Annotated in this window: 18 protein-coding genes; 11 read left to right on the top strand and 7 right to left on the bottom strand. The window is 68.0% G+C overall.

Annotated elements, in window-relative coordinates; genetic code table 11:
• Window positions 1-5: 5 nt before the first annotated feature.
• The 4 genes from NQ038_RS00090 (at window position 6) to NQ038_RS00075 (ending at window position 3754) form a co-directional block, all read left to right on the top strand.
• Complete coding sequence (locus NQ038_RS00090; protein ID WP_257049368.1) at window positions 6-911, top strand: hypothetical protein; 906 nt, start codon at window positions 6-8, stop codon at window positions 909-911.
• Window positions 912-1063: 152 nt separating this feature from the next.
• Window positions 1064-2644, top strand: coding sequence for an anion permease (locus NQ038_RS00085; protein ID WP_257049369.1), 1581 nt, complete (start codon window positions 1064-1066; stop codon window positions 2642-2644).
• Between the two features lie 11 nt (window positions 2645-2655).
• The gene (locus NQ038_RS00080) at window positions 2656-2967 is read left to right on the top strand and encodes a hypothetical protein (protein WP_257061327.1); all 312 of its coding nucleotides are present in this window, start codon (window positions 2656-2658) and stop codon (window positions 2965-2967) included.
• Between the two features lie 25 nt (window positions 2968-2992).
• Window positions 2993-3754, top strand: coding sequence for a maleylpyruvate isomerase family mycothiol-dependent enzyme (locus tag NQ038_RS00075; protein WP_257061325.1), 762 nt, complete (start codon window positions 2993-2995; stop codon window positions 3752-3754).
• 96 nt (window positions 3755-3850) lie between these two features.
• Here the strand turns inward: NQ038_RS00075 and NQ038_RS00070 are convergent, their stop codons facing one another.
• The 4 genes from NQ038_RS00070 to dnaK form a co-directional block, all read right to left on the bottom strand.
• Window positions 3851-4348 (bottom strand): heat shock protein transcriptional repressor HspR, encoded by a 498-nt coding sequence (locus NQ038_RS00070; protein WP_257049405.1) that lies wholly within the window; start codon window positions 4346-4348, stop codon window positions 3851-3853.
• A gap of 128 nt (window positions 4349-4476) precedes the next feature.
• Window positions 4477-5496 (bottom strand): DnaJ C-terminal domain-containing protein, encoded by a 1020-nt coding sequence (locus tag NQ038_RS00065; protein WP_257049372.1) that lies wholly within the window; start codon window positions 5494-5496, stop codon window positions 4477-4479.
• 159 nt (window positions 5497-5655) lie between these two features.
• Entirely contained in the window at window positions 5656-6357 is a 702-nt protein-coding gene (locus tag NQ038_RS00060) for a nucleotide exchange factor GrpE (RefSeq protein ID WP_257049373.1), read from the bottom strand.
• Complete coding sequence (dnaK, locus tag NQ038_RS00055) at window positions 6357-8210, bottom strand: molecular chaperone DnaK (RefSeq protein ID WP_257049374.1); 1854 nt, start codon at window positions 8208-8210, stop codon at window positions 6357-6359. Before dnaK ends, NQ038_RS00060 begins: the two co-directional genes overlap by 1 nt.
• 398 nt (window positions 8211-8608) lie before the next feature.
• Between dnaK and NQ038_RS00050 the strand changes: the two genes are divergently transcribed.
• From NQ038_RS00050 to NQ038_RS00035, 4 genes are all read left to right on the top strand, one after another.
• Window positions 8609-10084 (top strand): MFS transporter, encoded by a 1476-nt coding sequence (locus NQ038_RS00050; protein WP_257049375.1) that lies wholly within the window; start codon window positions 8609-8611, stop codon window positions 10082-10084.
• A 41-nt stretch (window positions 10085-10125) separates the two neighbouring features.
• On the top strand, window positions 10126-11931 hold the full coding sequence (locus NQ038_RS00045; RefSeq protein ID WP_257061324.1) for a carboxylesterase/lipase family protein: 1806 nt from the start codon (window positions 10126-10128) through the stop codon (window positions 11929-11931).
• A 108-nt stretch (window positions 11932-12039) separates the two neighbouring features.
• On the top strand, window positions 12040-12864 hold the full coding sequence (locus NQ038_RS00040) for a DedA family protein (protein WP_257061323.1): 825 nt from the start codon (window positions 12040-12042) through the stop codon (window positions 12862-12864).
• A gap of 67 nt (window positions 12865-12931) precedes the next feature.
• Window positions 12932-14281, top strand: coding sequence for an MFS transporter (locus NQ038_RS00035; RefSeq protein ID WP_257049378.1), 1350 nt, complete (start codon window positions 12932-12934; stop codon window positions 14279-14281).
• Window positions 14282-14358: 77 nt separating this feature from the next.
• Here the strand turns inward: NQ038_RS00035 and NQ038_RS00030 are convergent, their stop codons facing one another.
• On the bottom strand, window positions 14359-15759 hold the full coding sequence (locus NQ038_RS00030) for an MFS transporter (RefSeq protein WP_257059503.1): 1401 nt from the start codon (window positions 15757-15759) through the stop codon (window positions 14359-14361).
• Between the two features lie 403 nt (window positions 15760-16162).
• Between NQ038_RS00030 and NQ038_RS00025 the strand changes: the two genes are divergently transcribed.
• Window positions 16163-16366, top strand: coding sequence for a cold-shock protein (locus NQ038_RS00025; RefSeq protein ID WP_257049381.1), 204 nt, complete (start codon window positions 16163-16165; stop codon window positions 16364-16366).
• A gap of 286 nt (window positions 16367-16652) precedes the next feature.
• Window positions 16653-17021 (top strand): hypothetical protein, encoded by a 369-nt coding sequence (locus tag NQ038_RS00020; RefSeq protein ID WP_257049382.1) that lies wholly within the window; start codon window positions 16653-16655, stop codon window positions 17019-17021.
• Window positions 17022-17197: 176 nt separating this feature from the next.
• Here the strand turns inward: NQ038_RS00020 and NQ038_RS00015 are convergent, their stop codons facing one another.
• Together NQ038_RS00015 and NQ038_RS00010 are read right to left on the bottom strand one after the other, a co-directional pair.
• Window positions 17198-19429: an ATP-dependent DNA helicase RecQ gene (locus NQ038_RS00015; RefSeq protein WP_257049406.1), complete on the bottom strand. Its 2232-nt coding sequence runs from the start codon at window positions 19427-19429 to the stop codon at window positions 17198-17200.
• A 115-nt stretch (window positions 19430-19544) separates the two neighbouring features.
• A complete protein-coding gene (locus NQ038_RS00010) occupies window positions 19545-19778 on the bottom strand; it encodes a TM2 domain-containing protein (RefSeq protein WP_257049383.1) in 234 nt (77 codons plus the stop codon).
• Between the two features lie 278 nt (window positions 19779-20056).
• On the opposite strand from NQ038_RS00010, the gene NQ038_RS00005 reads away from it, so the two are divergent.
• Entirely contained in the window at window positions 20057-21181 is a 1125-nt protein-coding gene (locus NQ038_RS00005) for a P1 family peptidase (RefSeq protein ID WP_257049384.1), read from the top strand.
• The last annotated feature ends 191 nt before the right edge of the window (window positions 21182-21372 follow it).

Below are 21372 nucleotides of genomic sequence, written 5' to 3'. Positions count from 1 at the left end.
GATCCATGCGGGCAAGGGTTCTTCTGGCACCGGCCGTTCTGGCCGTGGGCCTCATCATGGCCACCACTCAGGTCACGAACGCGCAGGCGGACGCCGCGCTGACCTCTCAGACCGGACAGAGCGCGGCACAGAAAGCCGCCTCCGTGGACATCTCCGCGGGTGACTCGGACCTGGCGACGACGCCGGCGGACCAGCCCTCCGCCCAGCCGACGGACGGCGCCTCCGGGGATGCGACCTCGCCGGCGGGGACCAGCGCAGGTGCCACCGACGGACACGACGATACGACGGCGGTCGACGTCTCGGGCGTCAAGGCAGTGCCCGCCACCGCGAAACTCACCGGCGAGGAATCCGCCAAGGGGCTCAAGGTGACGTTCTCCGGGCTCGAACGCGGGGCCACCTACTTCACCACGGTGGCTGCCGGGCCCACCTCACTTGACAGCGCCACCCCCGTGACCTTCACCGCCGACGCCCCCACCAAGACCGTGACCTATGCGCCGCACGCCGCGGGTATCTCCGGGGGCGAGAACCACGTCTACGTCGAGGACGCCTCCGGGACCCGGCACGAGCTGGCCTCCTTCGAGGTGACCTCGCCGCTGCCCGACCCGCGGTTCACACTGGACACCACGCGGATCTCCACGAACGACCTGGCCGTCAAGGGCGTCAACGTCAAGGCGCAGGCCGCCGGCGGGGACGACGACCACCTGACCGTCAGCCTGCTGGAGCACTTCGCACCGGGCAGCGCACAGAGCGATCCCGAGCCCATGGCCGGGACCTCGGCCGCCGCCGGCGATGACGGTCTGGCCGATATGAATCTCAAGGCGCTCAACATCGACCCGGGCCAGTACTCGGTGGTCGTGTACAACGACGCGGGCACGATCCTGTACGAACAGATCCTCACCGTCGTCGGCTGAGCTCGGCTGAGTCCGGCTGCGGCTGAGACGGTCCGTTCCACGGGCGCTCCGATATCCTCGGGGCGCCCGTTTCGCGTCTAGGCTGGTGGGCGGAAGACCAGCCATCCCCGGCGCCGGACACGCGCCGAACATCCCTACAAAGGAAGAGTCCCATGGCGAAGCTGAAGAAGATCGCACGAGGCCGCAAGCTTGCGGAACAGGCACTGCACGAACGCGGAACGGTCGCCAGCGAACTGGCGGGAAGGGAATCCTCCCACCATGAGGGTTTCCTGGCCCATCTGAATATCAAGACCGGCTGGTTCTTCCTGGCCTTCGCCGCACTCATCGCAGTCCTGTTGCTGCCCACCGGCGACGACCTGCCCCTGGCCGGCAAGCAGGCTCTGGCGATCCTGGCCTTCGCCGTCATCATGTGGGTGACCGAGGCCGTGAGCTACCCGGTGTCGTCGGTGATGGTGCTGGGACTGATCGCGATCATGGTGTCCTTCGCCCCACCCGTTGACGACCCGGGTGCCGGCGCCATGGGAACCGCTGCCTCGCTGAAACTGGCGCTGGGAGGATTCGCGTCCTCGGCCGTGGCACTGGTCGCAGCCGCCCTGGCCCTGGCAGCCGCCATGCAGGCCACCGGGCTGCACAAGAGGCTGGCCCTGCTGGTGCTCAAGTTCGCCGGCGAGAAGACCAGCCACATCGTGGTCGGCGCGATCGTCATCTCCATCATCCTGGCCTTCTTCGTGCCGTCCGCCACCGCCCGCGCCGGCGCCGTGGTGCCGATTCTCCTCGGCATGGTCGCGGCCTTCGGAATGGCCACCAACTCGAAACTGGGCGCCCTGCTCATCATCACGGCGGTCCAGGCCGTGTCGATCTGGAACGTCGGCATCAAGACCGCCGCCGCGCAGAACCAGGTGGCGATCGGCTTCATCCAGGATCAGATGCACACGAATGTGTCCTGGGGCCAGTGGCTGTTGTGGGCCGCCCCCTGGTCGATCCTCATGTCGATCGCACTGTTCTTCGTCATGCGCTGGGCGATCAAGCCCGAGACCGACCGGATCGAGGGCGGACGCGCCGTCATCGATGCGAACCTGAAGGAACTGGGACCGCTGAGCGCCAAGGAGATCCGGCTGATCATCGTGGCCGTGCTGCTGCTGGCCTGCTGGGCGACCGAGGACCTGCACGGCATCGACTCGACGACCACCACGCTCATCGCCATCGGCATCCTGCTGACCCCGCGGATCGGCGTATTCAGCTGGAAGACCGTGGAGAAGCTCATCAACTGGGGCACGCTCATCGTGTTCGCGATCGGCATCTCGCTGGGCAGCCTGCTGCTGAACACGGGAGCCGCGACCTGGCTGTCGGAGAAGACCTTCGGCGCACTGGGGATCTCGAACATGCCGATGCTGGCGATGATCGCACTGGTCAGCCTGTTCACGATCCTCATCCACCTGGGCTTCGCCTCCGCCACATCGCTGAGCTCGGCCCTGATCCCGGTGTTCATCGCGCTGGCCACCTCGATCCCGGGCGGTGCGCAGGGCGGGCTGGGCTTCGTCATCATCCAGCAGTTCGTCATCAGCTTCGGCTTCCTGCTGCCGGTGTCCGCCCCGCAGAACATGCTGGGCTACGGCACTGGCGCCTTCACCGCCAAGCAGTTCCTCAAGACGGGCATCCCGCTGACCGTGATCGGCTATGTGCTGGTCGTGGTGTTGTCGGCCACCTACTGGAAGTGGATCGGCCTGGTCTGAGGAGGATGACCATGAGTGAGCCCGCTCCCGATGTGACCCCGCCCGGGTCCGCGCCGGTTCCCGATCCCGCGTGGAGTTGGAAGCTGCACGATTCGCGTGGGGCCTCGAGCATCTGCACAATGCTGGTGCTGCTGGGCGCCGTGGTCGTCTGGATCGCCGCCCTGTCACACGACACGACCGGATGGGTCCTGGCCCCGGTGCTGGGCGCCGGTGCCGCGGTGATCGTCGCACTGCGGGCTCGGAACCTCTGGCTGCTGGCCTGGGCGATCGTGGCGATCCTCAGTCCCGCCTACTACCTGCCGCTCGCCGGTGGGATGAACTGAGCCAGTCGGCGTAGAGTTGTGACCCATGAGCATTGAGGACATTCGGCGGGATCTGGACCTGCGAGCAGTCGGGGAGATCTTCTATCTGCGCACCCTGGACCAGTTGACGGTCAACGTCTTGGACGGCGAATCCGGTCTACCCGGCTGGACCCGCAAGCACGTGGCCGTGCACATGATCAACAACGCCGAGGCCCTGATGCGGCTGCTCGATTGGGCGACTACGGGTGTGGAGAACCCCATGTACCCCTCCCGCACGGTTCGCGATGCAGAGATCGAAGAGGGTGTGGCGACGATCGAGGTCTCGGACGTCCGCGGCATCAGCCACGAGGTCGCAGTGGAACTCGCCGCCGCCCTGCCCGAGCCCGAATCCCCCGCCTGGGATGCTCAGGTGCTCAACGGCCGTGGTGAGCCGATCATGGCAGCCGCGATTCCGTGGATGCGGGCGCGCGAGGCCCTGCTGCATGCCCTTGACCTCAACATCGGGATGACCGCCCTGGACTTCCCCACAGCCGCCATCGACCGGCTGCTGACCGACGTGGAAACGGTGTGGGCGGCCCGCGCCGAACCTGCGAACTTCCTCCTGCACATCACCGACCGACCGGATCGCCCCGAACTGGCGAACTACCTCCTGGCCTGCGGCGATGCCGCGGCTTTCAGCGCCGAACCGGTCGAACTGACGGGCGAGGCCGCAGAGCTCGTCTCGTTCCTGCTGGGCAGGGGCTGGCCCCGCGGGCAGCCCCCGGCCGGGACCTCGGCGTCGGTGCCGCAACCACCCGCCTGGCTGTAGAGGAGGCCAAACGCGTTGTGGTTCCCGTTTGGGGCCGTCGCTTCGAAACGACGGCCCCAAGCGGGAACCACGACTGACTTTCCGGGAGCGTCCGCCTCAGCCGCGGCGGGGGCCCTGTTTGGACCGCGGTCCCGCGGTCCGCACGCCCACCACGGTCCCCGTCACCGAGGCCGCGGGCAGTTCCGCGATCGCGTGCGACATCCGCCGCGCCCGGCTGCGCTGGTAGGGATCGGCCACCGTCACGTCCCCGCCCATTCCTGCGGCGAAGATCCGATTCGCCTGGGCCAGCCGGCTCAGCGCCGCATCCAGTTGCACGCCGAGGCTCTGCAGCTGCGAATGCGCGTCTGCGACCTCCTCGCGCAGCTGCAGGATTCGCTTGATCCCGGCCAGACTGACGCCCTCGTCCTGGCTCAGGCTCTGCACCAGGCGCAGCTTCTCGATGTCACTGGCCGAATACCTGCGGCCGCGACCGGGAGTGCGTTTGGGCGTGACCAGACCCATACGGTCGTATTGCCGTAGGGTCTGCGGGTGCATGCCCGCAAGCTCTGCGGCCACGGATATCACGTAGACCGCGGCATGTGGGTCGATCTCCATGGCCACTCACCTCCTCCTTGATTCGATCATGCATCAGTGCGCCGACCGGCACCGGCACGGTGCCGGCCGGCGCCGTGTTCGGTGCCGCGCCGGCGCCGTGTTCGGTGCCGCGCCGGCGCCAGCGCAACTCAGCTGTTCTTCGCCTTCGCGTACAGATCGGCGCGCGGGTCCTCGCCCTCGGTGGCCTTGGCGAAGGCCTCGACCGCCTGCTTCGCGTCCTTGCTCATCCGCTGCGGCACGTGGACCTCGACGGTGACCAGCAGATCGCCGGTGTGCTTCTTCGTCTCGATCCCCTTGCCGCGCACGCGCAGCACGCGCCCCGACGGGGTGCCGGCAGGCACCTTGAGCCGTACGGGGAAGCCGGACAGAGTGGGAACCTGGACCTCTGCGCCCAGGGCGGCCTCGGCGAATGTCACCGGCACGGTCACCCGCAGGTTGTCACCGTCACGGGTGAACACAGGATGCGGTTCGACGTTGACCGTCAGCACCACATCGCCGGCCTCGCCGCCGTTGGGACTGGCCTTGCCCTTGCCGCGCAGGCGGACCTTCTGGCCGTCCTTGACGCCGATCGGCGTGCGCACGTTCAGCGGCGAACCGTTGGGCATCTTGAGCTTGACCGTGGCGCCTTTGGCGGCCTCCGTGAAGGACAGGCGCGTAGACGCCTTGATGTCCCCGCCCTTGACAGGGCCGGGCTGATAGCCCCGGCCACCGCCAAAGCCGCCACCGCCGAAGGCCCCGCCGAACAGATCGGACAGGTCCGGGCCACCGGCACCGCCGAAGCCACCGGGACCGCCACTGTACTGGCCGCGGCCGCCGCCGGAGTTGAACAGCCCGGAGAACACGTCCTCGAAACCGCCACCGGCGCCACCTGGACCACCGGCGCCCGCGGTGAAACGCGCGCCCGAGCCCATCGCGCGGACCTGGTCATACTGCTTGCGGGTCTCCTTGTCGGCCAGCACCTGGTGGGCCGCGCTGATCTCCTTGAACTTCTCCTCGGCCTTCTTATCACCAGGATTCGCATCCGGATGGTACTTGCGAGCCAGCTTCCGATAGGCCTTTTTGATGTCCGCGTCGGAGGCGTCCTTGTCGACCCCGAGGACCTTGTAGTAGTCCTTCTCGAACCACTCATTCTGAGGCCCGGCGTTCATCTGGCACCTCCTTTCCGCAGGACGTCATTCCCGCTTGCGGGATCACTCCCGCTGATTGTCTTCATCGTTTCCAAAATCTTATGGCGGTGGCGGCCGATCCCCCGGCTTGTCCCGGGAATCGACCGCCACCGATCATGTATGCGCCGACTCAGTCGGAGGTCACTCCTCCGGCAGGTGCACGCCTACGCGGGCCGCGCGGATCACGCGCTCGCCCAGCTTGTAACCCGGCTGCATGACGAGGAACACGGTGGGCTCCTCGACTGCGCCGTTGGGCTGCTGCATCAGAGCCTCGTGCAGAGCGGGGTCGAACTCGTCGCCCACCGCGCCATACTGTTCGACGCCCACCTTGGACAGCGCCTCGAGCAGCTTGTTCACATGGGTCTCGAAGGGCCCCGTGACATCGCCGGCGTCGGCGGCCAGCTTAACCTCGTCGAGCACCGGGATGAGCGCCTCGACCAGGGCAGCCGAACCGGCCTCCTTGGCCTTGGCCTGATCGCGCTCCGAGCGGCGGCGGTAGGCCGCGTACTCGGCGTTCAGACGCTGCAGGTCATCCAGGTACTTCGCGGCCTCATCGGCCACCGGGGCCTCGGCGGTCCCTGCCGTGGCGTCCGAGCCCTGGCCGGCCGTGGCGTCTGCCGACGCACCGTCCGTCGGGGCCGAGGCCGCGGATTCCTCCGCGGCCTCGGCAGCTGCTGCGGCGTTGCCGTCGGCGGCCGCCCGCTCGGCTGCGGATTCCTCCGCGGTCTGTTCCTGCGGCTCGCGCACCTCGCCCGTCTCCGGGTCGATGCGGCGCTTGTCGGCGAAGGTGAACGACTGTTCCTGGGACTCGCCCGAAGCGCCGCCCTGATCAGGAGTAGTCATTACTTCTTCTCCTCGTCATCGTCTTCCACGACCTCGGCGTCGACGACATCGTCATCGGCGGAACCGGTGGACTCGGCACCCTCGGCGCCCGCCTCCGGAGCGGCGTTCGCGTACAGGGCCTCGCCCAGCTTGGTCTGCGAGGCGGTCAGCTTCTCCAGCGCGGATTCCACAGCGGAATCGTCGTCGCCCTTGAGGGCTTCCTTCAGCGCGTCGACGTCGGCCTGGACCTCGGTGCGGACATCTTCGGGCAGCTTGTCCTCGTTGTCCTTGATGACCTTCTCCGTGGAGTAGGCCAGGTTCTCCGCCTGGTTGCGCTTATCGGCGGCCTCACGGCGCGCCTTGTCCTCATTGGCGTGCTCTTCGGCTTCCTTGACCATGCGATCGATGTCGCTCTGGTCCAGGCCCTGGCCGCCGGTCAGCGTCACGGACGCCTCCTTGCCGGTGCCCTTGTCCTTAGCGGACACGTGCACGATGCCGTTGGCGTCGATGTCGAAGGACACCTCGATCTGCGGCACGCCACGGGGGGCCGGGGCGATGCCGGACAGTTCGAAGTTGCCCAGCAGCTTGTTGTCCGAGGTGAACTCGCGCTCGCCCTGGTACACCTGGATCGACACGGAGGGCTGATTGTCCTCGGCCGTGGTGAAGGTCTCCGACTTCTTGGTGGGAATCGGGGTGTTGCGCTCGATCAGCTTGGTCATCACGCCGCCCTTGGTCTCCAGACCCAGCGACAGCGGGGTCACGTCGATCAGCAGCACGTCCTTGCGTTCACCCTTGAGCACGCCGGCCTGGACGGCGGCGCCGATGGCGACGACCTCGTCCGGGTTGACGCCCTTGTTGGGCTCACGGCCGTCGGTCAGCTTCTTGACCATGTCGGACACGGCGGGCATACGGGTCGAACCGCCGACCAGCACGACGTGGTCGATCTCGGAGACCTTGACGCCGGCGTCCTTGATGACGGTTTCGAAGGGCTTGCGGGTGCGCTCCAGCAGATCCGAGGTCAGTTCTTCGAACTTCGCGCGGGTCAGCGACTCGTCCAGGTGGATCGGGCCGTTCTCGCTCATCGACAGGTACTGCAGGCTGATGTTGGTGCTGGTCGCCGAGGACAGTTCCTTCTTGGCCTGTTCCGCGGCCTCCTTCAGGCGCTGCAGGGCGGTGGTGTCCTTTGCCAGGTCCACGCCGTCCTTGTTCTTGACCTGCTTGATCAGGTAGTCGACGATCCGCTGATCCCAGTCGTCGCCGCCCAAGCGGTTATCGCCCGAGGTGGCGCGCACCTGAATGGTGGAGAAGTCGTCTTCGTCCTTGCCGACTTCCAGCAGGGACACATCGAAGGTGCCGCCACCGAGGTCGAAGACCAGGATGAGTTCGTCTTCCTTGCCGCGCTCCAGGCCGTAGGCCAGGGCCGCTGCGGTCGGTTCGTTGATGATGCGCAGGACGTTCAGGCCGGCGATCTGGCCGGCGTCCTTGGTCGCCTGGCGTTCCGCGTCGTTGAAGTAGGCGGGGACGGTGATGACCGCGTCGGTCACCGTGTCCTGCAGGTATTCCTCAGCATCGTGCTTGAGCTTCTGCAGGATGCGGGCGGAGACCTCCGGTGCGGTCATGGACTTGCCACCCAGTTCGGTGGTCCAGTCGGTGCCCATGTGGCGCTTGACGGAGGCGACCGTGTTCTTGACGTTGGTGACGGCCTGGCGCTTGGCGATTTCGCCGACCAGGGAGTCGCCGTTCTTGTTCACCGCGACGACCGACGGGGTGGTGCGGCCACCCTCCGCGTTCGCGATGACCTTCGGCTCGCCGCCTTCCAGAACGGCGACGACCGAGTTCGTGGTTCCGAGGTCGATACCCACTGCACGAGACATATGTTGAATCCTTCCCTTGACTATCGCTGTCTGTTGCGCCCGGGGCCGGTCCCGCTGTGCGGGGCCTCCTGAGCGCCTCCGGCTCAATCCTTCTGCATCGGACCGAACCAGTCAAACTGCTTGTCAGTAAACTTGCGTACACCTGACTCAACTATAGGGGCGCGGGGTTTATTCCGAGCGGGTGAAAAAGTTTTCCGGAGGGGCGTTTCCCAGTCGATGAAAGCGTGCTTCATCGACTGGCCGGTTCATGTAGCCCTGCAGGTCCGGGGACTGCATGAACCGGCCGGTGGATGAGTCAAGGGCGTATCGAGTGGGAAACACCGCCGGACCAAGGTGACCCTCACAACAGAAAATTGACTTTAAGTCATATACACCTGAACCTGTGCCACACTAACGGCATGACCACAGAGAACCCCGCCGGCGCCCCACCCACCACAGGCACCGAGCTGTCCACCCGCATGGACCGCCTGCCGTTCACCCGCAAACATCTGCATATCCTGACCTCCTCGGGTATCGGTTGGGCCCTGGACGCGCTGGACGTGGCACTGATCTCCTATGTCGTCGTCGTGCTCAAGGTCCACTGGGACCTCAGCGCCTCCGCGCAGAGCTGGATCGTCTCCCTGGGCTTCATCGGCATGACCCTGGGCGCGATCTTCGGCGGGCGCATGGCCGACCGCTTCGGCCGCCGCACCATCTTCGCCGTCACCCTGTTGGTCTTCGGCATCGCCTCGGCCGTGGCGGCGTTCGCCCCCGGCCTCACCCTGTTCCTCATCATGCGCCTGTTCGTGGGCTTCGGCATCGGCGCGGAGCTGCCCGTGGCCAGCACCTATGTCAGCGAGTTCGCACCCCCGCGCATCCGCGGGCGCATCGTCGTCATTCTCGAGGCCTTCTGGGCCGTGGGCTGGCTGGGCGCAGCGCTCCTGGGCTACTACGTCGTCCCGCACTTCGGCGACTGGGGCTGGCGCCTGGCGTTGCTGGTGGGCGCGCTGCCCGCGCTCTACGCGGCCTTCGTCCGCGCGGGCCTGCCGGAGTCGATCCGTTTCCTGGCCGGCCGCGGCCGCGTCGACGAGGCGACCCGGGTCGTCACCGCCTTCGAGGCCTCGGCGCCGCTGCGCAGGGCCGCCGGGCCACAGCGGAGCGGGCAGTCGGGCACCCGCCTGCTGACGGCCACTGCTCCCGCCGATCACTCCGCTGCCGAGGCCAAGGCGAGCGCGACCGCCCGCCCCACCGCGGCCTCGGCGGCGGAATCCGGCGCTCAAGCCCCCGCTGTCAAGACCCGGTTCGCCGATCTGTGGGCCAGTGGCCAGGCGCGGAACTCCACTGCGTTGAGCCTGGTGTGGTTCTTCGTGAACTTCAGCTACTACGGCGCGTTCATCTGGATCCCCAGCATTCTGCACGCGCAGGGCTACGACATCGTGAAGTCATTCGGCTTCACCCTCATCATCACCCTGGCCCAGCTGCCCGGCTATGCGGTGGCCGCCTGGCTGGTGGAGCAGTGGGGGCGCCGCTGGACGCTGGCGGTGTTCCTGCTCGGTTCGGCCGGCAGCGCCCTGGCCTTCGGCAATGCGCACTCGGTGGCGTGGATCCTCATCACCGGCTGCCTGCTCAGCTTCTTCAACCTGGGCGCCTGGGGTGCACTGTACGCGATTTCGCCCGAGGTCTTCCCCACCCATCTGCGCGGCACCGGCACCGGCTGGGCGGCGGGGTTCGGGCGGATCGCCTCGATCATCGCACCGCTGCTGGTCCCCGCGGTCCTGGCCGCGGCATGGGGCGGGGCGGGCGTGCTGTTCACGGTCTTCGCACTGTCGTTCCTGGTGGCGGCGGTTGCGGCCCTGTTCCTCAGCGAGCAGACAGGCCAGGCCCTGCGCGACTGAGGTGCGGCGCTGGTTCGAGGCTCAGCGCGTAGGCTCGGCCTATGGAACAGAGCACACCGCGTCCCACAGTCCTCACCGCCGAGGGCCCAGTGCTGGGACTGACCATCGCCGGCGCCGCGGGGTCCACGGCCGAACAGGCGCCGCCATCCACCACGCCGGCCCCACCGACGGCGGCATCCGCCCCGGAGCCCGGTGTTCCCCTGCACCGGTTCCTGGGCATCCCCTATGCCGCATCTCCAGTGGGTGAGAACCGATTCCGCGCGCCGCAACCCGCACCCGTTCACACCGAGCCCCTGAACGCCGAGCTCTTCGGTCCCGTCCCACCGCAGTTCGGCGCCCCGGGGGCTCCGGCCGCGCACCGTGAGGGCGAAGACTGGCTGACGCTGAACATCTGGACGCCGCATTTGCCGCAGGCGGGGCACCTGCCTCAGGCGGAGCATTCCGGCACACCTGCCCAGGCCCCCTCGCCAGCCCAGGCCCCGCCGCAGGCTCTCCTGCCGGTCATGGTGTGGATTCACGGCGGCGCCTATGTCATGGGCGCATCCGCCGAGCCGGTCTACGACGGTGCCGAATTCGCCCGGCTGGGCTGTGTGTTCGTCAGCCTCAACTACCGCCTGGGCATGGAGGGCTTCGCGCAGTTCCCCGATGCGCCGGCCAACCGCGGCCTGCTGGACCAGGCGGCCGCCCTGCGCTGGGTGCGCGACAATATCGTGAACTTCGGCGGCGACCCGGACAATGTGACGGTGTTCGGCGAATCGGCCGGCGCCGGCTCCATCCTGTGTCACCTGTCTATGCCCGGCTCCCGCGACCTGTTCCACCGCGCCATCCTGCACAGCCCACCGACCATGGTGGTCACCCGCACGCTGGCCGAGGACGTCACCGCCGAATTCGCCCGCGTCGCCGCGGCCGCGGGGCTGGTTCCGGACACTGCGGGCCCGGTTCCGGACGCCTCGGGCCCGGTTCCGGACGCCGCAACCGCAGCGTCCTTCGCCCGCCTGTCCCCCACCCAGTGCCTGGACCTGATGGGCCGAGTGGTCGCGGGACAACAGAGCCGGGCACCGCACTGGGGCCGGGCGGTGGGCTTCACCCCACCACTGGTGCCTGTGGTCGACGGCGAGGTCCTGCCCACCGATCCGTGGCAAGCCGTGCGCGACGGCGCCGGTTCCGGCGTCGACGTGATCATCGGGCACAACGGCAACGAGTTCACCCTCTTCATGCTGGATGACCCGCAGCCGATCGACGCGGAGCGCGCCGCCCGCCGCGTCGCGCTCATGGGACCCGCGGAATACCCGGGGAATACAGGTACTCCCGCCGTCGAGTCCTACACGTCCTTGCTTCCCGGTGCCACCGCAGAAAAGGTCTTCGAGGCAGTGCAGTCCGATCGTGTCTTCACGATCGCGGCCCTGGACGCCGCCGCGGGCCGGGCCGAGGCGACGCAGCAGACCGGCAGGACCTTCGTGTACTTCTTCGACCCGGAGCCGGCCGGGGGCCATGGCGCCCCACACGCCGCCGATGTCCCACTGATCTTCGACCGGTTCGACACGGACATGGGCCGGCGGTTCTATCCGGAAGCGACCGTGGCCGACCACACCCTGGGCCTGCAGATGCGCCGATCCTGGCTGGCCTTCGCCACCACCGGCGACCCGGCCACCGCGGAATCCGGCACCTGGCCGGAGTGGACTGCAACCTCGGATTCGGCCTCGAACCCAGCCGCTGCACCCACAGATGCCGCCGGTTCCTCCATCCGCATCTGGGACTATGCGCCCCGCAATGCCGAGCACCCGCTCCTGCAGCGCTGGAGGGCCTTCGCCGCCGACGGCGCACGGTCGCTCGACCTGCTCGACTGACCTCGGCCGGGGCCGCCCGATCGTTCCACGTCCTGTTTCAGAATCCACCATTCATCCAGTGAATTCTGAAATAAACAGTCCAATGATGTGGCGTACCCGACTGCGGATATGCTGAAACGCATGCGCGACCCCGACCACCCCGAGCCCACGGACCCAGACGACACCACGGGATCCGGCGCTTCCGAACCCGGCACAACCGAACCCCAGGTCCCCAGCCTGCGCGACATCCTCCCCTGGGAGGGCAAGGCGCGCACCGGGGACAAGGTGCTGCTGGGCTTCCTCATCGGCATCCCGATCTTCTACCTCATCATGTGGCCCCTGCGGCCGATGCTCATCGCGAAGATCCCCGTGGTGTTCTCCATGGTCACCGGCGCCAAAACCGTCATCGCAGGCGCCGGCGCATTCGCCGCGGTCGAGGGCTTCCCCCTGTGGCTGGTGATCGGCGCTGGACTGATCGGCATGATGAAGTTCGACTGGCTGTGGTGGTATGCGGGCAGGCGCTGGGGCGATCGAGTCGTCAACATGTTCGCGCAGGACGAGAAGTCGCGTAAGCGCTTCCACCGGCTCAAACGCCTGCCGCGCTGGGTCCTGCTCACCCTGGTGTTCTTCGGCCGTTGGCCCGGAGTTCCGGGTACCATCACCTGGCTGGTCACCGGCTGGTCGCGCGTGAGCTTCGCGCTGTTCTTCACCATGAACCTGCTGGGCAACCTGCTGCTGGCGGTCCTGGTCGCGGTCATCGGCTATGAGATCGGGCAGCCCGCCGTCGACTTCCTCAAGTTGGTCGACAAGTACGCGATCTGGATCTCGCTGGCGATCATCGTGGGCGTGACCCTCTGGTCGGCCCGCGGCACCCTCAAATCCGAGGGCTCCGACGATCCCAAGACCGCGCGCCCCGACGCCGGGCCCCCGGATTCGCCCCAGCAGGACACCTGAACCGAACGCCGGAACCACAGAACACCAGTCACAGCCGGACAACCGGTACAGCCAGAAAGGCCCCGCCTTGGCCCTGAGGGATCTCTTCGCCGACACCCGCCCACTGCGGGTCCCGACGTTCAAACGGATGTTCTACGCGAATATCGTCACGACGATCGGCGCGCAGATGTCGATCGTCGTGGTGCCGGCGCAGATCTACGCCATCACCCAGGACTCCGGGTATGTGGGCCTGGCCGGGATCTTCGGACTGGTGCCGTTGGTCCTGTTCGGCCTGTACGGCGGGTCCCTGTCGGATTCGATGGACCGCCGCAAGCTGCTGCTGGTGAGCAGCACGGGCCTGACGATCGCCAGCTTCCTGCTGTTCCTGTGGGCACTGATCGGCACACACAATGTGTGGCTGATCCTGTTCACCCTGGCATTCCAGCAGGCGTTCTTCGCGGTCAACCAGCCGGCGCGCACGGCGATCCTGCCCTCGCTCCTGCCCACCGAGGTACTGGCGGCGGCGACCACCCTGAACATGACGGTGGGCCAGTTCGGCGCGATCGTCGGCCCGCTGGCCGGCGGCATGCTGATCCCGCTGATCGGCTTCCCGCTGCTCTACCTGATCGATACGATCGGCATCCTGGTGAGCATGTGGGCCGTCTGGCGCCTGCCGGCCCTTCCCCCGGGCGGCCACGGTCTGCCCGGCTCCGCAGTGGCTGATGCCTCGGCCCCGGAAGCCGCAGTTCCAACCCCGGAGCCGCCCGCCCGGCCGAGGGCCGGATTCCGCAGCGTCTGGGAGGGCCTGGTCTACCTGTCGCGCAGCCCGATCCTGATGATGAGCTTCTTGGTCGACATCATCGCGATGCTCTTCGGCATGCCGCGCGCCCTGTTCCCGCAGATCGCACACGAGTCCTTCGGCGGCCCGACCGACGGCGGCTTCGTCTTCGCGCTGTTGTCGGCCGGGATCGCGATCGGATCCGTGCTGGGCGGGCTGTTCTCCGGCTGGGTGTCAAAAGTGCAGAGGCATGGCCTGGCCGTGCTGGTGGCGATCATCATCTGGGGTGCGGCGATGGCGCTGTTCGGCGCCGTGCTGCCGCTGGCCGGGTCGTTCTGGTGGCTGGCGCTGCTCGGCGCGATGCTCTTCCTCATGGTCGGCGGCGGCGCCGACGTCATCAGCGCCTCATTCCGCAACACCATTCTGCTCGAGGCCGCCGACGACCGCGTGCGGGGCCGCCTACAGGGCGTGTTCACCGTCGTGGTGGCCGGTGGCCCGCGCCTGGCCGATGTGCTGCACGGCTATGCGGCTAATACGGTGGGCACCGCCTGGGCGAGCGCCGGCGGCGGCATCCTGGTCGTCCTCGGCATCGTGATCGCGGCCGTCCTGGTCCCGTCCTTCGCCCGCTATCGTTCGGGTGGCGCGCGCAGCAACCTCTGACCGATTCGGGCCGAGGACACCGCCGGCCGGGCACGGCGCGTTGCGCGCAGCGGCCGGGCTCAGGACCGCGGCCGAGGTCACCGCGCGGCGGCCGGCCGCACGCCCCACACGGCCACCGCGGCGATGGCCAACACCAGTCCCGAGGCCACCAGCGCGGCCGGCATCCCCCACAGGTTCGCCACCACTGCGGCCAGCACCGGCCCGAAGACGCGACCGGCGTGCTGCGCTGCAACCGTCAGCCCCAGTACGCGGCCCACGCGATTGGCCGGCAGCATATCGCGGATGCCGGCGGTCAGCGCGGGCATCAGGCCGCCCATCGCCAGGCCCAGCACGAAGCGCAGGCCGGTGAAGACCCATACGGAGCCGGTCAGCGGTTGGACCAGGGACACCACGGCGCCTGCCAGCAGGGACCAGATCAGCATGCGCGTGTTCCCATAGCGGTCGGCGGCCCGGCCCAGGAAGGGCCCCGCGACCATGGTGCCCGCGGCGGTCGCCGCCAGGGCGATCCCGCCCCACAGGGTCGGATTCGCGAGCCCGGCGGAGCCCACGGCTCCCGCTCCCAGGGCCGCGGTGGCACCCGAGGCACCCGTCGCCTCGGCACCGGCTGTCGCGCCCGCCTTGGTTATCGCGCCTGCATTGGTCAGCAGTTCGCCCATATAGACGGTGATGAACGGCTCCACGGCCAGCTGCGCGAAGGTGATGAGCCCGGAGACCGCGACCAGCACCGTGAGCACAACGGGCAGCGCCACCCGGGGCAGCTGTGCTGTGGGCTGGTTCGCCGCGCGATCGACGACCTGAGTGCCGCCACCGGGCACTGCGGACGTGGCGGCCGGGGCCTTGGCCGGTACCCCGGGCGGTGCTTCGGCGAGCGCGGGCGGATTGCGCATGAACAGCACGACGCCCAGGAACGCCACGAAGATCAGGCCGCCGACAACAGCGAAGCAGGCGCGGGGACCGATCGATTCCGGCAGGATCCCGCCGAGCACCGGGCCCAGCAGGCTGCCCGCCATGTTCCCGCTGGTCAGCACGCCCAGGGCGAAGGCCCGGCGGCCCGGCGGGGTCTGGTCGGCCACCAGGATCGAGGCCCCCGAGGCGAAGCCGCCCAGCAGCCCGGTCAGCACGCGGAAGGCCAGCAGCCACCACACGTCGCCGGCCAACCCGGTGATGCCGATCGCCACGGCCATGCCCAGGCTCGATCGCACGAGCATCGACTTGCGGCCCCAACGGTCGCCCATCCACCCCCACAGCGGGGCGGTCACCGCCGCGACGAGGAAGGTAGCGCCGAAGCACACCGCGGACCAGGTCACCACCGCGGCATCGTCGGTCACGCCCAGGGCGCGGATGTAGACGGGCAGGAACGGAATGAGCATAGTCATGCCGACGATCGTCGTGAAGGTGCCGAAGGTCGCGACGACCAGATTCCGCACCCAGGGATCGGCGGCACCGGTCCGATCGGCTCTCGACTCTGGGCTGTGCATGCCACCGTTCTACCCCGCCGCCGGATTGCAAGACGTAACGTATCGCAATGTGGTCAATGGATGATTTTCGGGTTCTCCGTCGAATCCGGAGAAACTCACATTAGGAACTCGCCTCAGAACCGGTTATGCTGGTTACGTTGCTACGCGATCATGCGTAGCGTTTCTGGCGATCCGGATTGGGTAGTTGCGTCCGCCGTCATTATGGCTTAACTTCAGCGCGTGTCTACCTTCCGCGCTGCGACTTCCGCGGAACGCACCCATTGGCGTCACCCTTTCGGAACTTCTCCGTTCGGTCCATGTCGACCAAGTATTGCTTTCCGCACCTAAACAGCCGGCTCGCAGTGAGTCGACTCAACGCCTGCCGGGCAAATGGTCCGGTGGTCAAACAGTGAGGAATAAACACATGGCCAATGGAACTGTGAAGTGGTTCAGCTCGGAAAAGGGCTTCGGCTTCATCGAACCGTCCGACGGATCCGCTGACGTCTTCGCGCACTTCTCCGCGATCGAGGGCTCGGGCTACCGCAACCTCGAAGAGGGCCAGGCCGTCGAATTCGAGTCCGAGGTCGGCCCCAAGGGCCCGCAGGCCACCAGCATCCGCGGACTGTGATCTCTGCGGGCCTCTAGCCCGCTGATCATCCGCCGCGGTGCGGCACTGCCATAGTGCAGAGCCCTACCGCGACTCAATGCCCCGAAACCGGAGCGACACCCCTGTATACAGGGTCGGCGTTCCGGTTTCGGGGCATTTTTGTATGCGGCGCGCGCAACGTACCTTCATGCCTGCACACCTTCATGCCAAGAATGGTTGCGTTTTCAACTATACTTCGGTAGCCTCGGTTCTGCAGAACCACCATCGACCTCCGGACTTACCGGAGTACATGAAGGAGCTGAACCACATGATCAACATTCGCAAGGCACTGACGCTCGGCGGCGCGACGGCGGCACTGGTCGGCGCATCGTTCCTGGGCGGAACTGCAGCCATGGCAGCGGGCCCCGACTACGGCGGCGGCGCAGTCGCACCGGGTAGCGGCCAGAGCTCCATGCCGGTCAACATCGTCGGAGAATCCGTCGATCCCGGTGAAGCCGTCGCCGCGCCCGCACCCAAGGCCCCCAACGGTTCGCCCGTGCAGGTCGAGTCCCAGCAGGGCCTGCAGGTCCACGACGGCAAGGTCACCTATCCCAGCGCCGGCTACTACCACTGGTCCTTCCAGTCCGAGGACGGTTCCTACACCGGCACCGTTTTGGTCCGCGTCGGCATCGACTGATCGTAAGCCGATCCCCAGGCCACTTGCGGCACCGACCGGCCCGGCTCGCAAGTAAAACGCCCCGAAACCCGAGCACTACCCCGCATACAGGGGTGGCATCCCGGGTTCGGGGCGTTTCGCATTCAAAGGCGGCCGGCGTCTTCGGGCGGCCTCGGGCCCGCGGGGCCGGAAGGCCTTCAGGCCCGCAGGGCCAGGGCGAAGGGCAACACCGCTGCGGCACCGGCACGCCTGAGTTCGCGGCCGGCCATGGTCAGCGACCAGCGGGAGACGACCTCGGCGTCGACGAGGAGCACCACCTGGCCCGCGACCGCCTGCGCCAGTTCCGGAGAGACGCCGAAGGCCTGGTCCAGACCGCGCACCCGGAAGGCGCTGTTGACGTCCGGGCTGCCAGGATCGTGCTTCAGGTCCAGGTCACCGGCATCCGTCATCCGCCCCACCTGCGCCAGTTCATGGGCCAGGGAGCGCACCGTGCCTGGCCGGTTCACACTGGGCATGCCGACCACCACCTGCGGACGCGCCTGCCAGTCCCATTCCCCCAGCACCTGGATGCAGTACTTCCCGATGTTCGCGGGCACCGGCTGGTCCCCGGCCGCAGGCGACAGGAATTCGCGCAGCATCTGACCGGGCCCCAGGTCCGTCAGACGGGCGATGACCCGGCCGGGCTCCACCCGTTCCTCCTGCGGGATCCGACCCTTGAGGTCCACCCCGACCTTGGCCATGCCCGAGGGCCACGAAGCCCGCGGGTCCAAGGGCACCCCGACTCCCGCAAGCATCTGCCTGGCGGACTGGGCGCCGGCATCGCTGACCTCCTGATTCCACCACACCCCAGCGCAGATATCGCAGCGGCCGCAGTCGTGCGCCGTCGGGTCGTCCAGCGCCTGCGCCAGGAAGCGCATCCGGCAGATCCGCCCGACCTCGTATTCGAGCATGCCCTGCGCCTCGTCGCGGCGAGCCTGCGCCACCGCCGCGTAGCGCGGTGCGTCATAGGTCCACCCGCGCCCGGTCGACACATAGCCGCCGGCCACCCGGTCCACTGCCCCGTCGACCTGCAGGGTCTTCAACAGCAGTTCCAGACGGGAGCGCTTGATGCCCACCAGCGGTTCGAGCGCCGGCACGGACAGCGGCAATGCGCCGATCGGTCCACCGCCGGGGCCGTAGTCGTCTGCACCGTATTCCTCCCCGGCCGGCGCGGCGTCGTCCAGGGCCGCCAGCACCGCCCTGGCCTCATCCTCGTCCGGCATCGAGGCGGTTGCGAAGTACTCCCAGATGTCAGGGTCCTCATTACCCGGCAACAGCAGCACGTCGGCGGAATCCGTCGCACGGCCGGCACGGCCCACCTGCTGGTAGTAGGCGACGGCGGAGCTGGGCGCGCCCAGGTGGATGACGAATCCCAGATCGGGTTTGTCGAAGCCCATGCCCAGGGCGCTGGTCGCGACCAGGGCCTTGAGCTCGTTGTCCTTGAGAGCCTGTTCCAGGCGGACGCGTTCGTCGGTGTCCGTGCCGCCCGTGTACGTGGCGACATCCCAGCCGGCCTGGCGCAGCGCGCGCGTGGTGTCCTGGGCCGCGGAAACCGTCAACGTGTAGACGATCCCGGATCCGGTGAAGTCCCCCAAGTGTTCACACAGCCAGGCGATGCGCTTGGCCGCGGGCCAGGTGGCGGCGACGCCCAGGCGCAGGGAGTCCCGCGACAGGGCGCCGCGAACCACCAGGGTGTCGCGGCCCAGCTGAGCGGCCACGTCCTCGACCACGCGGGTATTGGCCGTTGCAGTGGTCGCCAGGACCGGCAGATCGCCGGGCAGAGTTTCCAACAGCGCGCCGATGCGCCGGTAGTCGGGGCGGAAGTCATGGCCCCAGTCGGAGATGCAGTGGGCCTCGTCCACGACGATCATGCCCACGCCGCCCAGCAGCCGACCCAGCACACGTTCGCGGAACTTGGGGTTCGTCAGGCGTTCGGGCGAGATCAGCAGGACGTCGACGTTGCCCGCGTCCAGGTCCGCCAGGACTTCGTCCCATTCGGTGGCGTTCGAGGAGTTGATCGTCACCGCGTGCACGCCTGCGCGCGCCGCAGCTGCGACTTGGTCGCGCATCAGCGCCAGCAGCGGCGAGATGATGAGCGTTGGCCCGGTGTTGCCGGAAGCCGCAGTACCCGGCATACCGGTGCTCTGGCCGCCCCAGCCCATGCGGATCAGCCGGGCCGCGACGAAGTACACCGCCGACTTGCCCCAGCCGGTGCGCTGCACGACCAGCACCCGTTTATGGTCCGCGACCAGGGCCGCGATCGCCTCGAACTGGCCGTCACGGAACTGCGCATCCGGCCGACCCGTGAGTTCGCGCAGGATCTCCACCGCCGCCGCGTGCAGGGCGGGGTCGGCGGCGGGCCCCGCGGATTCCGCGCCTGAACCGTTCATCTCATCCATGCCATCCACTCTAGGCTGAGGCACTGACACGGCTGTCCTCTGCACATTCCAGCGGCACCCCATCCAGGACGTGCGGGCCTCTGCGGGAACCTATCGCATGAGGAACCTATCGCATGGCGCGGCGGTTCTTCCGGATGGTCTCCCCACGTATCGTGAACAGGCTGATGATCGTGCCGATGTAGAGGAATCCCAGGGTCAGCAGGAACAGAATTCCCTTGAGGTACTTGCCGATGTAGAAGTACTGCAGGCCGGCGATGAAGAAGAAGCCGACGATCGTCAGGATCAGCGCGATACCCGGATCCTTCAGCGGTTCGGCGGGCTGGTACGGGTTGTAGGCCATCGTTCCTCCTGAGAAGACGGATACAAGTGTCGTTGACTCGATTCTTCCAGGTTCGCGCCCACCGCGCACTGGGGCTGCCCCCCTGGCCCTGCCGCAGCGCGAGCCGCAGGCCAGACGGCCATCGGCCCGCGCCCCTCTGTCGCGCCCTCGGCCGCGCCGCTGCCGCATCCCCTTGGCCAGCGCGTGTCCGGGCCCGCGATCCTTGGTAGATTTGCGGGGTCTATTCCAACACCGCCCGCGGACACGGAGCCGCAGGGGCACACAGGCAAGGGGAGCACATGCAGGCACGGGACCTCGGCGTCGCGATCGGAACCGGCACGCCCGGAGAGTACAACGCGATCACCGATGTGGCGGGGGTGTCGGTGGGACACACGACCCTGATCGAGGGCGAGGGCCCGCTGACGGCCGGCCGCGGCCCGGTGCGCACCGGCGTCACCGTCATCGACCCCGTCCCCGACGACATCTGGACGGCGCCCGTGTTCGCCGGTTTCCACCGCCTCAACGGCAAGGGCGATATGACCGGCATCCAGTGGTTGCAGGAATCGGGGATGCTCTCGACGCCCATCGCCCTGTCCAACACCAATGCGCTGGGCACCATCCGCACCGGGCTGATCCGGGCGCGCGCGGCACTCGCGGCGACGAATGAGGAACACAATGCGGTGTTCTCCGGCCAGCCGGTGTGCGGCGAGACCAACGACTCCACGCTCAACGACATCGCCGGCTTCCACATCACGGAGGACCATGTGGCGCAGGCGCTGGCCGCCGCGCATTCCGGCCCGGTGGAAATGGGCAATGTGGGCGGCGGCACCGGGATGATCTGCCACGACTTCAAGGGCGGGATCGGTTCGGCCAGCCGCGTCGTCGAGACCGGCGCCGGCCAGTTCACGGTGGGCGTGCTGGTCCAGGCGAACCACGGCAACCGCGAGCGCTTCGCGGTGAACGGCGTGCCGCTGGGCCGGCTCATCGACGCGCCCAAACCGGTCAAGGGGCCCACGGATTCCCGCGTCGCCCCGCCCCCGCCCGGGGATGGGTCCATCATCGTCACGGTCGCCACCGACGCCCCGCTGCTGCCCCATCAGCTGAATCGGATCGCGCAGCGCGCGGGTCTGGGCATCGCGCGCCTGGGCGGCACCGGCGAGTACACGTCCGGGGACTTCATCGTGTCCTTCTCCACCGGCAACCGCCTGTCCGAGGCCACCCGGTACCCGGAGCGGGCCGCCTACTTCGACGACATCCGGATGCTCACGGATCGCAGCATCAACCCGCTGTACTGGGCGACGGCGGAGTGCACCGAGGAGGCGATCGTGAACGCGCTGCTCAGCGCCGAGACCATGACCGGCCGCGACGGCAACACCGCCTACGCCCTGCCCCACGACCAGTTCCAGAAGTTCATGGGGGCCTGAGCGCCGGGGCCCGCGGCCGAGGGGATGAAATCTTTGGGCCGTTTGTTTCAGATTGGGCCGGACGGGCGGGTTCACGTGGTCGTTGCAACACCCCTCACCACATGGGGGTACGGCCACGATGCCGACCAGAGCAGAACGACAGGTAATGAAGGAGGCCTTCTACGAGGTCTTCGACGCGATCGGGTCCCTGC

The organism is Brevibacterium sp. 50QC2O2 (assembly GCF_024580675.1).
Lineage (GTDB): Bacteria > Actinomycetota > Actinomycetes > Actinomycetales > Brevibacteriaceae > Brevibacterium > Brevibacterium moorei.
The sequence above is the reverse complement of the archived record's forward strand: the minus strand, read 5'-3'. Positions and strand labels throughout refer to the sequence as shown.

Bases quoted from the DNA above. Each gene is read 5' to 3' on its own strand.
- NQ038_RS00090 (WP_257049368.1), top strand. From the start codon at position 6: ATGCGGGCAAGGGTTCTTCTGGCACCGGCCGTTCTGGCCGTGGGCCTC.
- NQ038_RS00085 (WP_257049369.1), top strand. From the start codon at position 1,064: ATGGCGAAGCTGAAGAAGATCGCACGAGGCCGCAAGCTTGCGGAACAG.
- NQ038_RS00080 (WP_257061327.1), top strand. From the start codon at position 2,656: ATGAGTGAGCCCGCTCCCGATGTGACCCCGCCCGGGTCCGCGCCGGTT.
- NQ038_RS00075 (WP_257061325.1), top strand. From the start codon at position 2,993: ATGAGCATTGAGGACATTCGGCGGGATCTGGACCTGCGAGCAGTCGGG.
- NQ038_RS00070 (WP_257049405.1), bottom strand. From the start codon at position 4,348: ATGGAGATCGACCCACATGCCGCGGTCTACGTGATATCCGTGGCCGCA.
- NQ038_RS00065 (WP_257049372.1), bottom strand. From the start codon at position 5,496: ATGAACGCCGGGCCTCAGAATGAGTGGTTCGAGAAGGACTACTACAAG.
- NQ038_RS00060 (WP_257049373.1), bottom strand. From the start codon at position 6,357: ATGACTACTCCTGATCAGGGCGGCGCTTCGGGCGAGTCCCAGGAACAG.
- dnaK (WP_257049374.1), bottom strand. From the start codon at position 8,210: ATGTCTCGTGCAGTGGGTATCGACCTCGGAACCACGAACTCGGTCGTC.
- NQ038_RS00050 (WP_257049375.1), top strand. From the start codon at position 8,609: ATGACCACAGAGAACCCCGCCGGCGCCCCACCCACCACAGGCACCGAG.
- NQ038_RS00045 (WP_257061324.1), top strand. From the start codon at position 10,126: ATGGAACAGAGCACACCGCGTCCCACAGTCCTCACCGCCGAGGGCCCA.
- NQ038_RS00040 (WP_257061323.1), top strand. From the start codon at position 12,040: ATGCTGAAACGCATGCGCGACCCCGACCACCCCGAGCCCACGGACCCA.
- NQ038_RS00030 (WP_257059503.1), bottom strand. From the start codon at position 15,759: ATGCACAGCCCAGAGTCGAGAGCCGATCGGACCGGTGCCGCCGATCCC.
- NQ038_RS00025 (WP_257049381.1), top strand. From the start codon at position 16,163: ATGGCCAATGGAACTGTGAAGTGGTTCAGCTCGGAAAAGGGCTTCGGC.
- NQ038_RS00020 (WP_257049382.1), top strand. From the start codon at position 16,653: ATGATCAACATTCGCAAGGCACTGACGCTCGGCGGCGCGACGGCGGCA.
- NQ038_RS00015 (WP_257049406.1), bottom strand. From the start codon at position 19,429: ATGAACGGTTCAGGCGCGGAATCCGCGGGGCCCGCCGCCGACCCCGCC.
- NQ038_RS00010 (WP_257049383.1), bottom strand. From the start codon at position 19,778: ATGGCCTACAACCCGTACCAGCCCGCCGAACCGCTGAAGGATCCGGGT.
- NQ038_RS00005 (WP_257049384.1), top strand. From the start codon at position 20,057: ATGCAGGCACGGGACCTCGGCGTCGCGATCGGAACCGGCACGCCCGGA.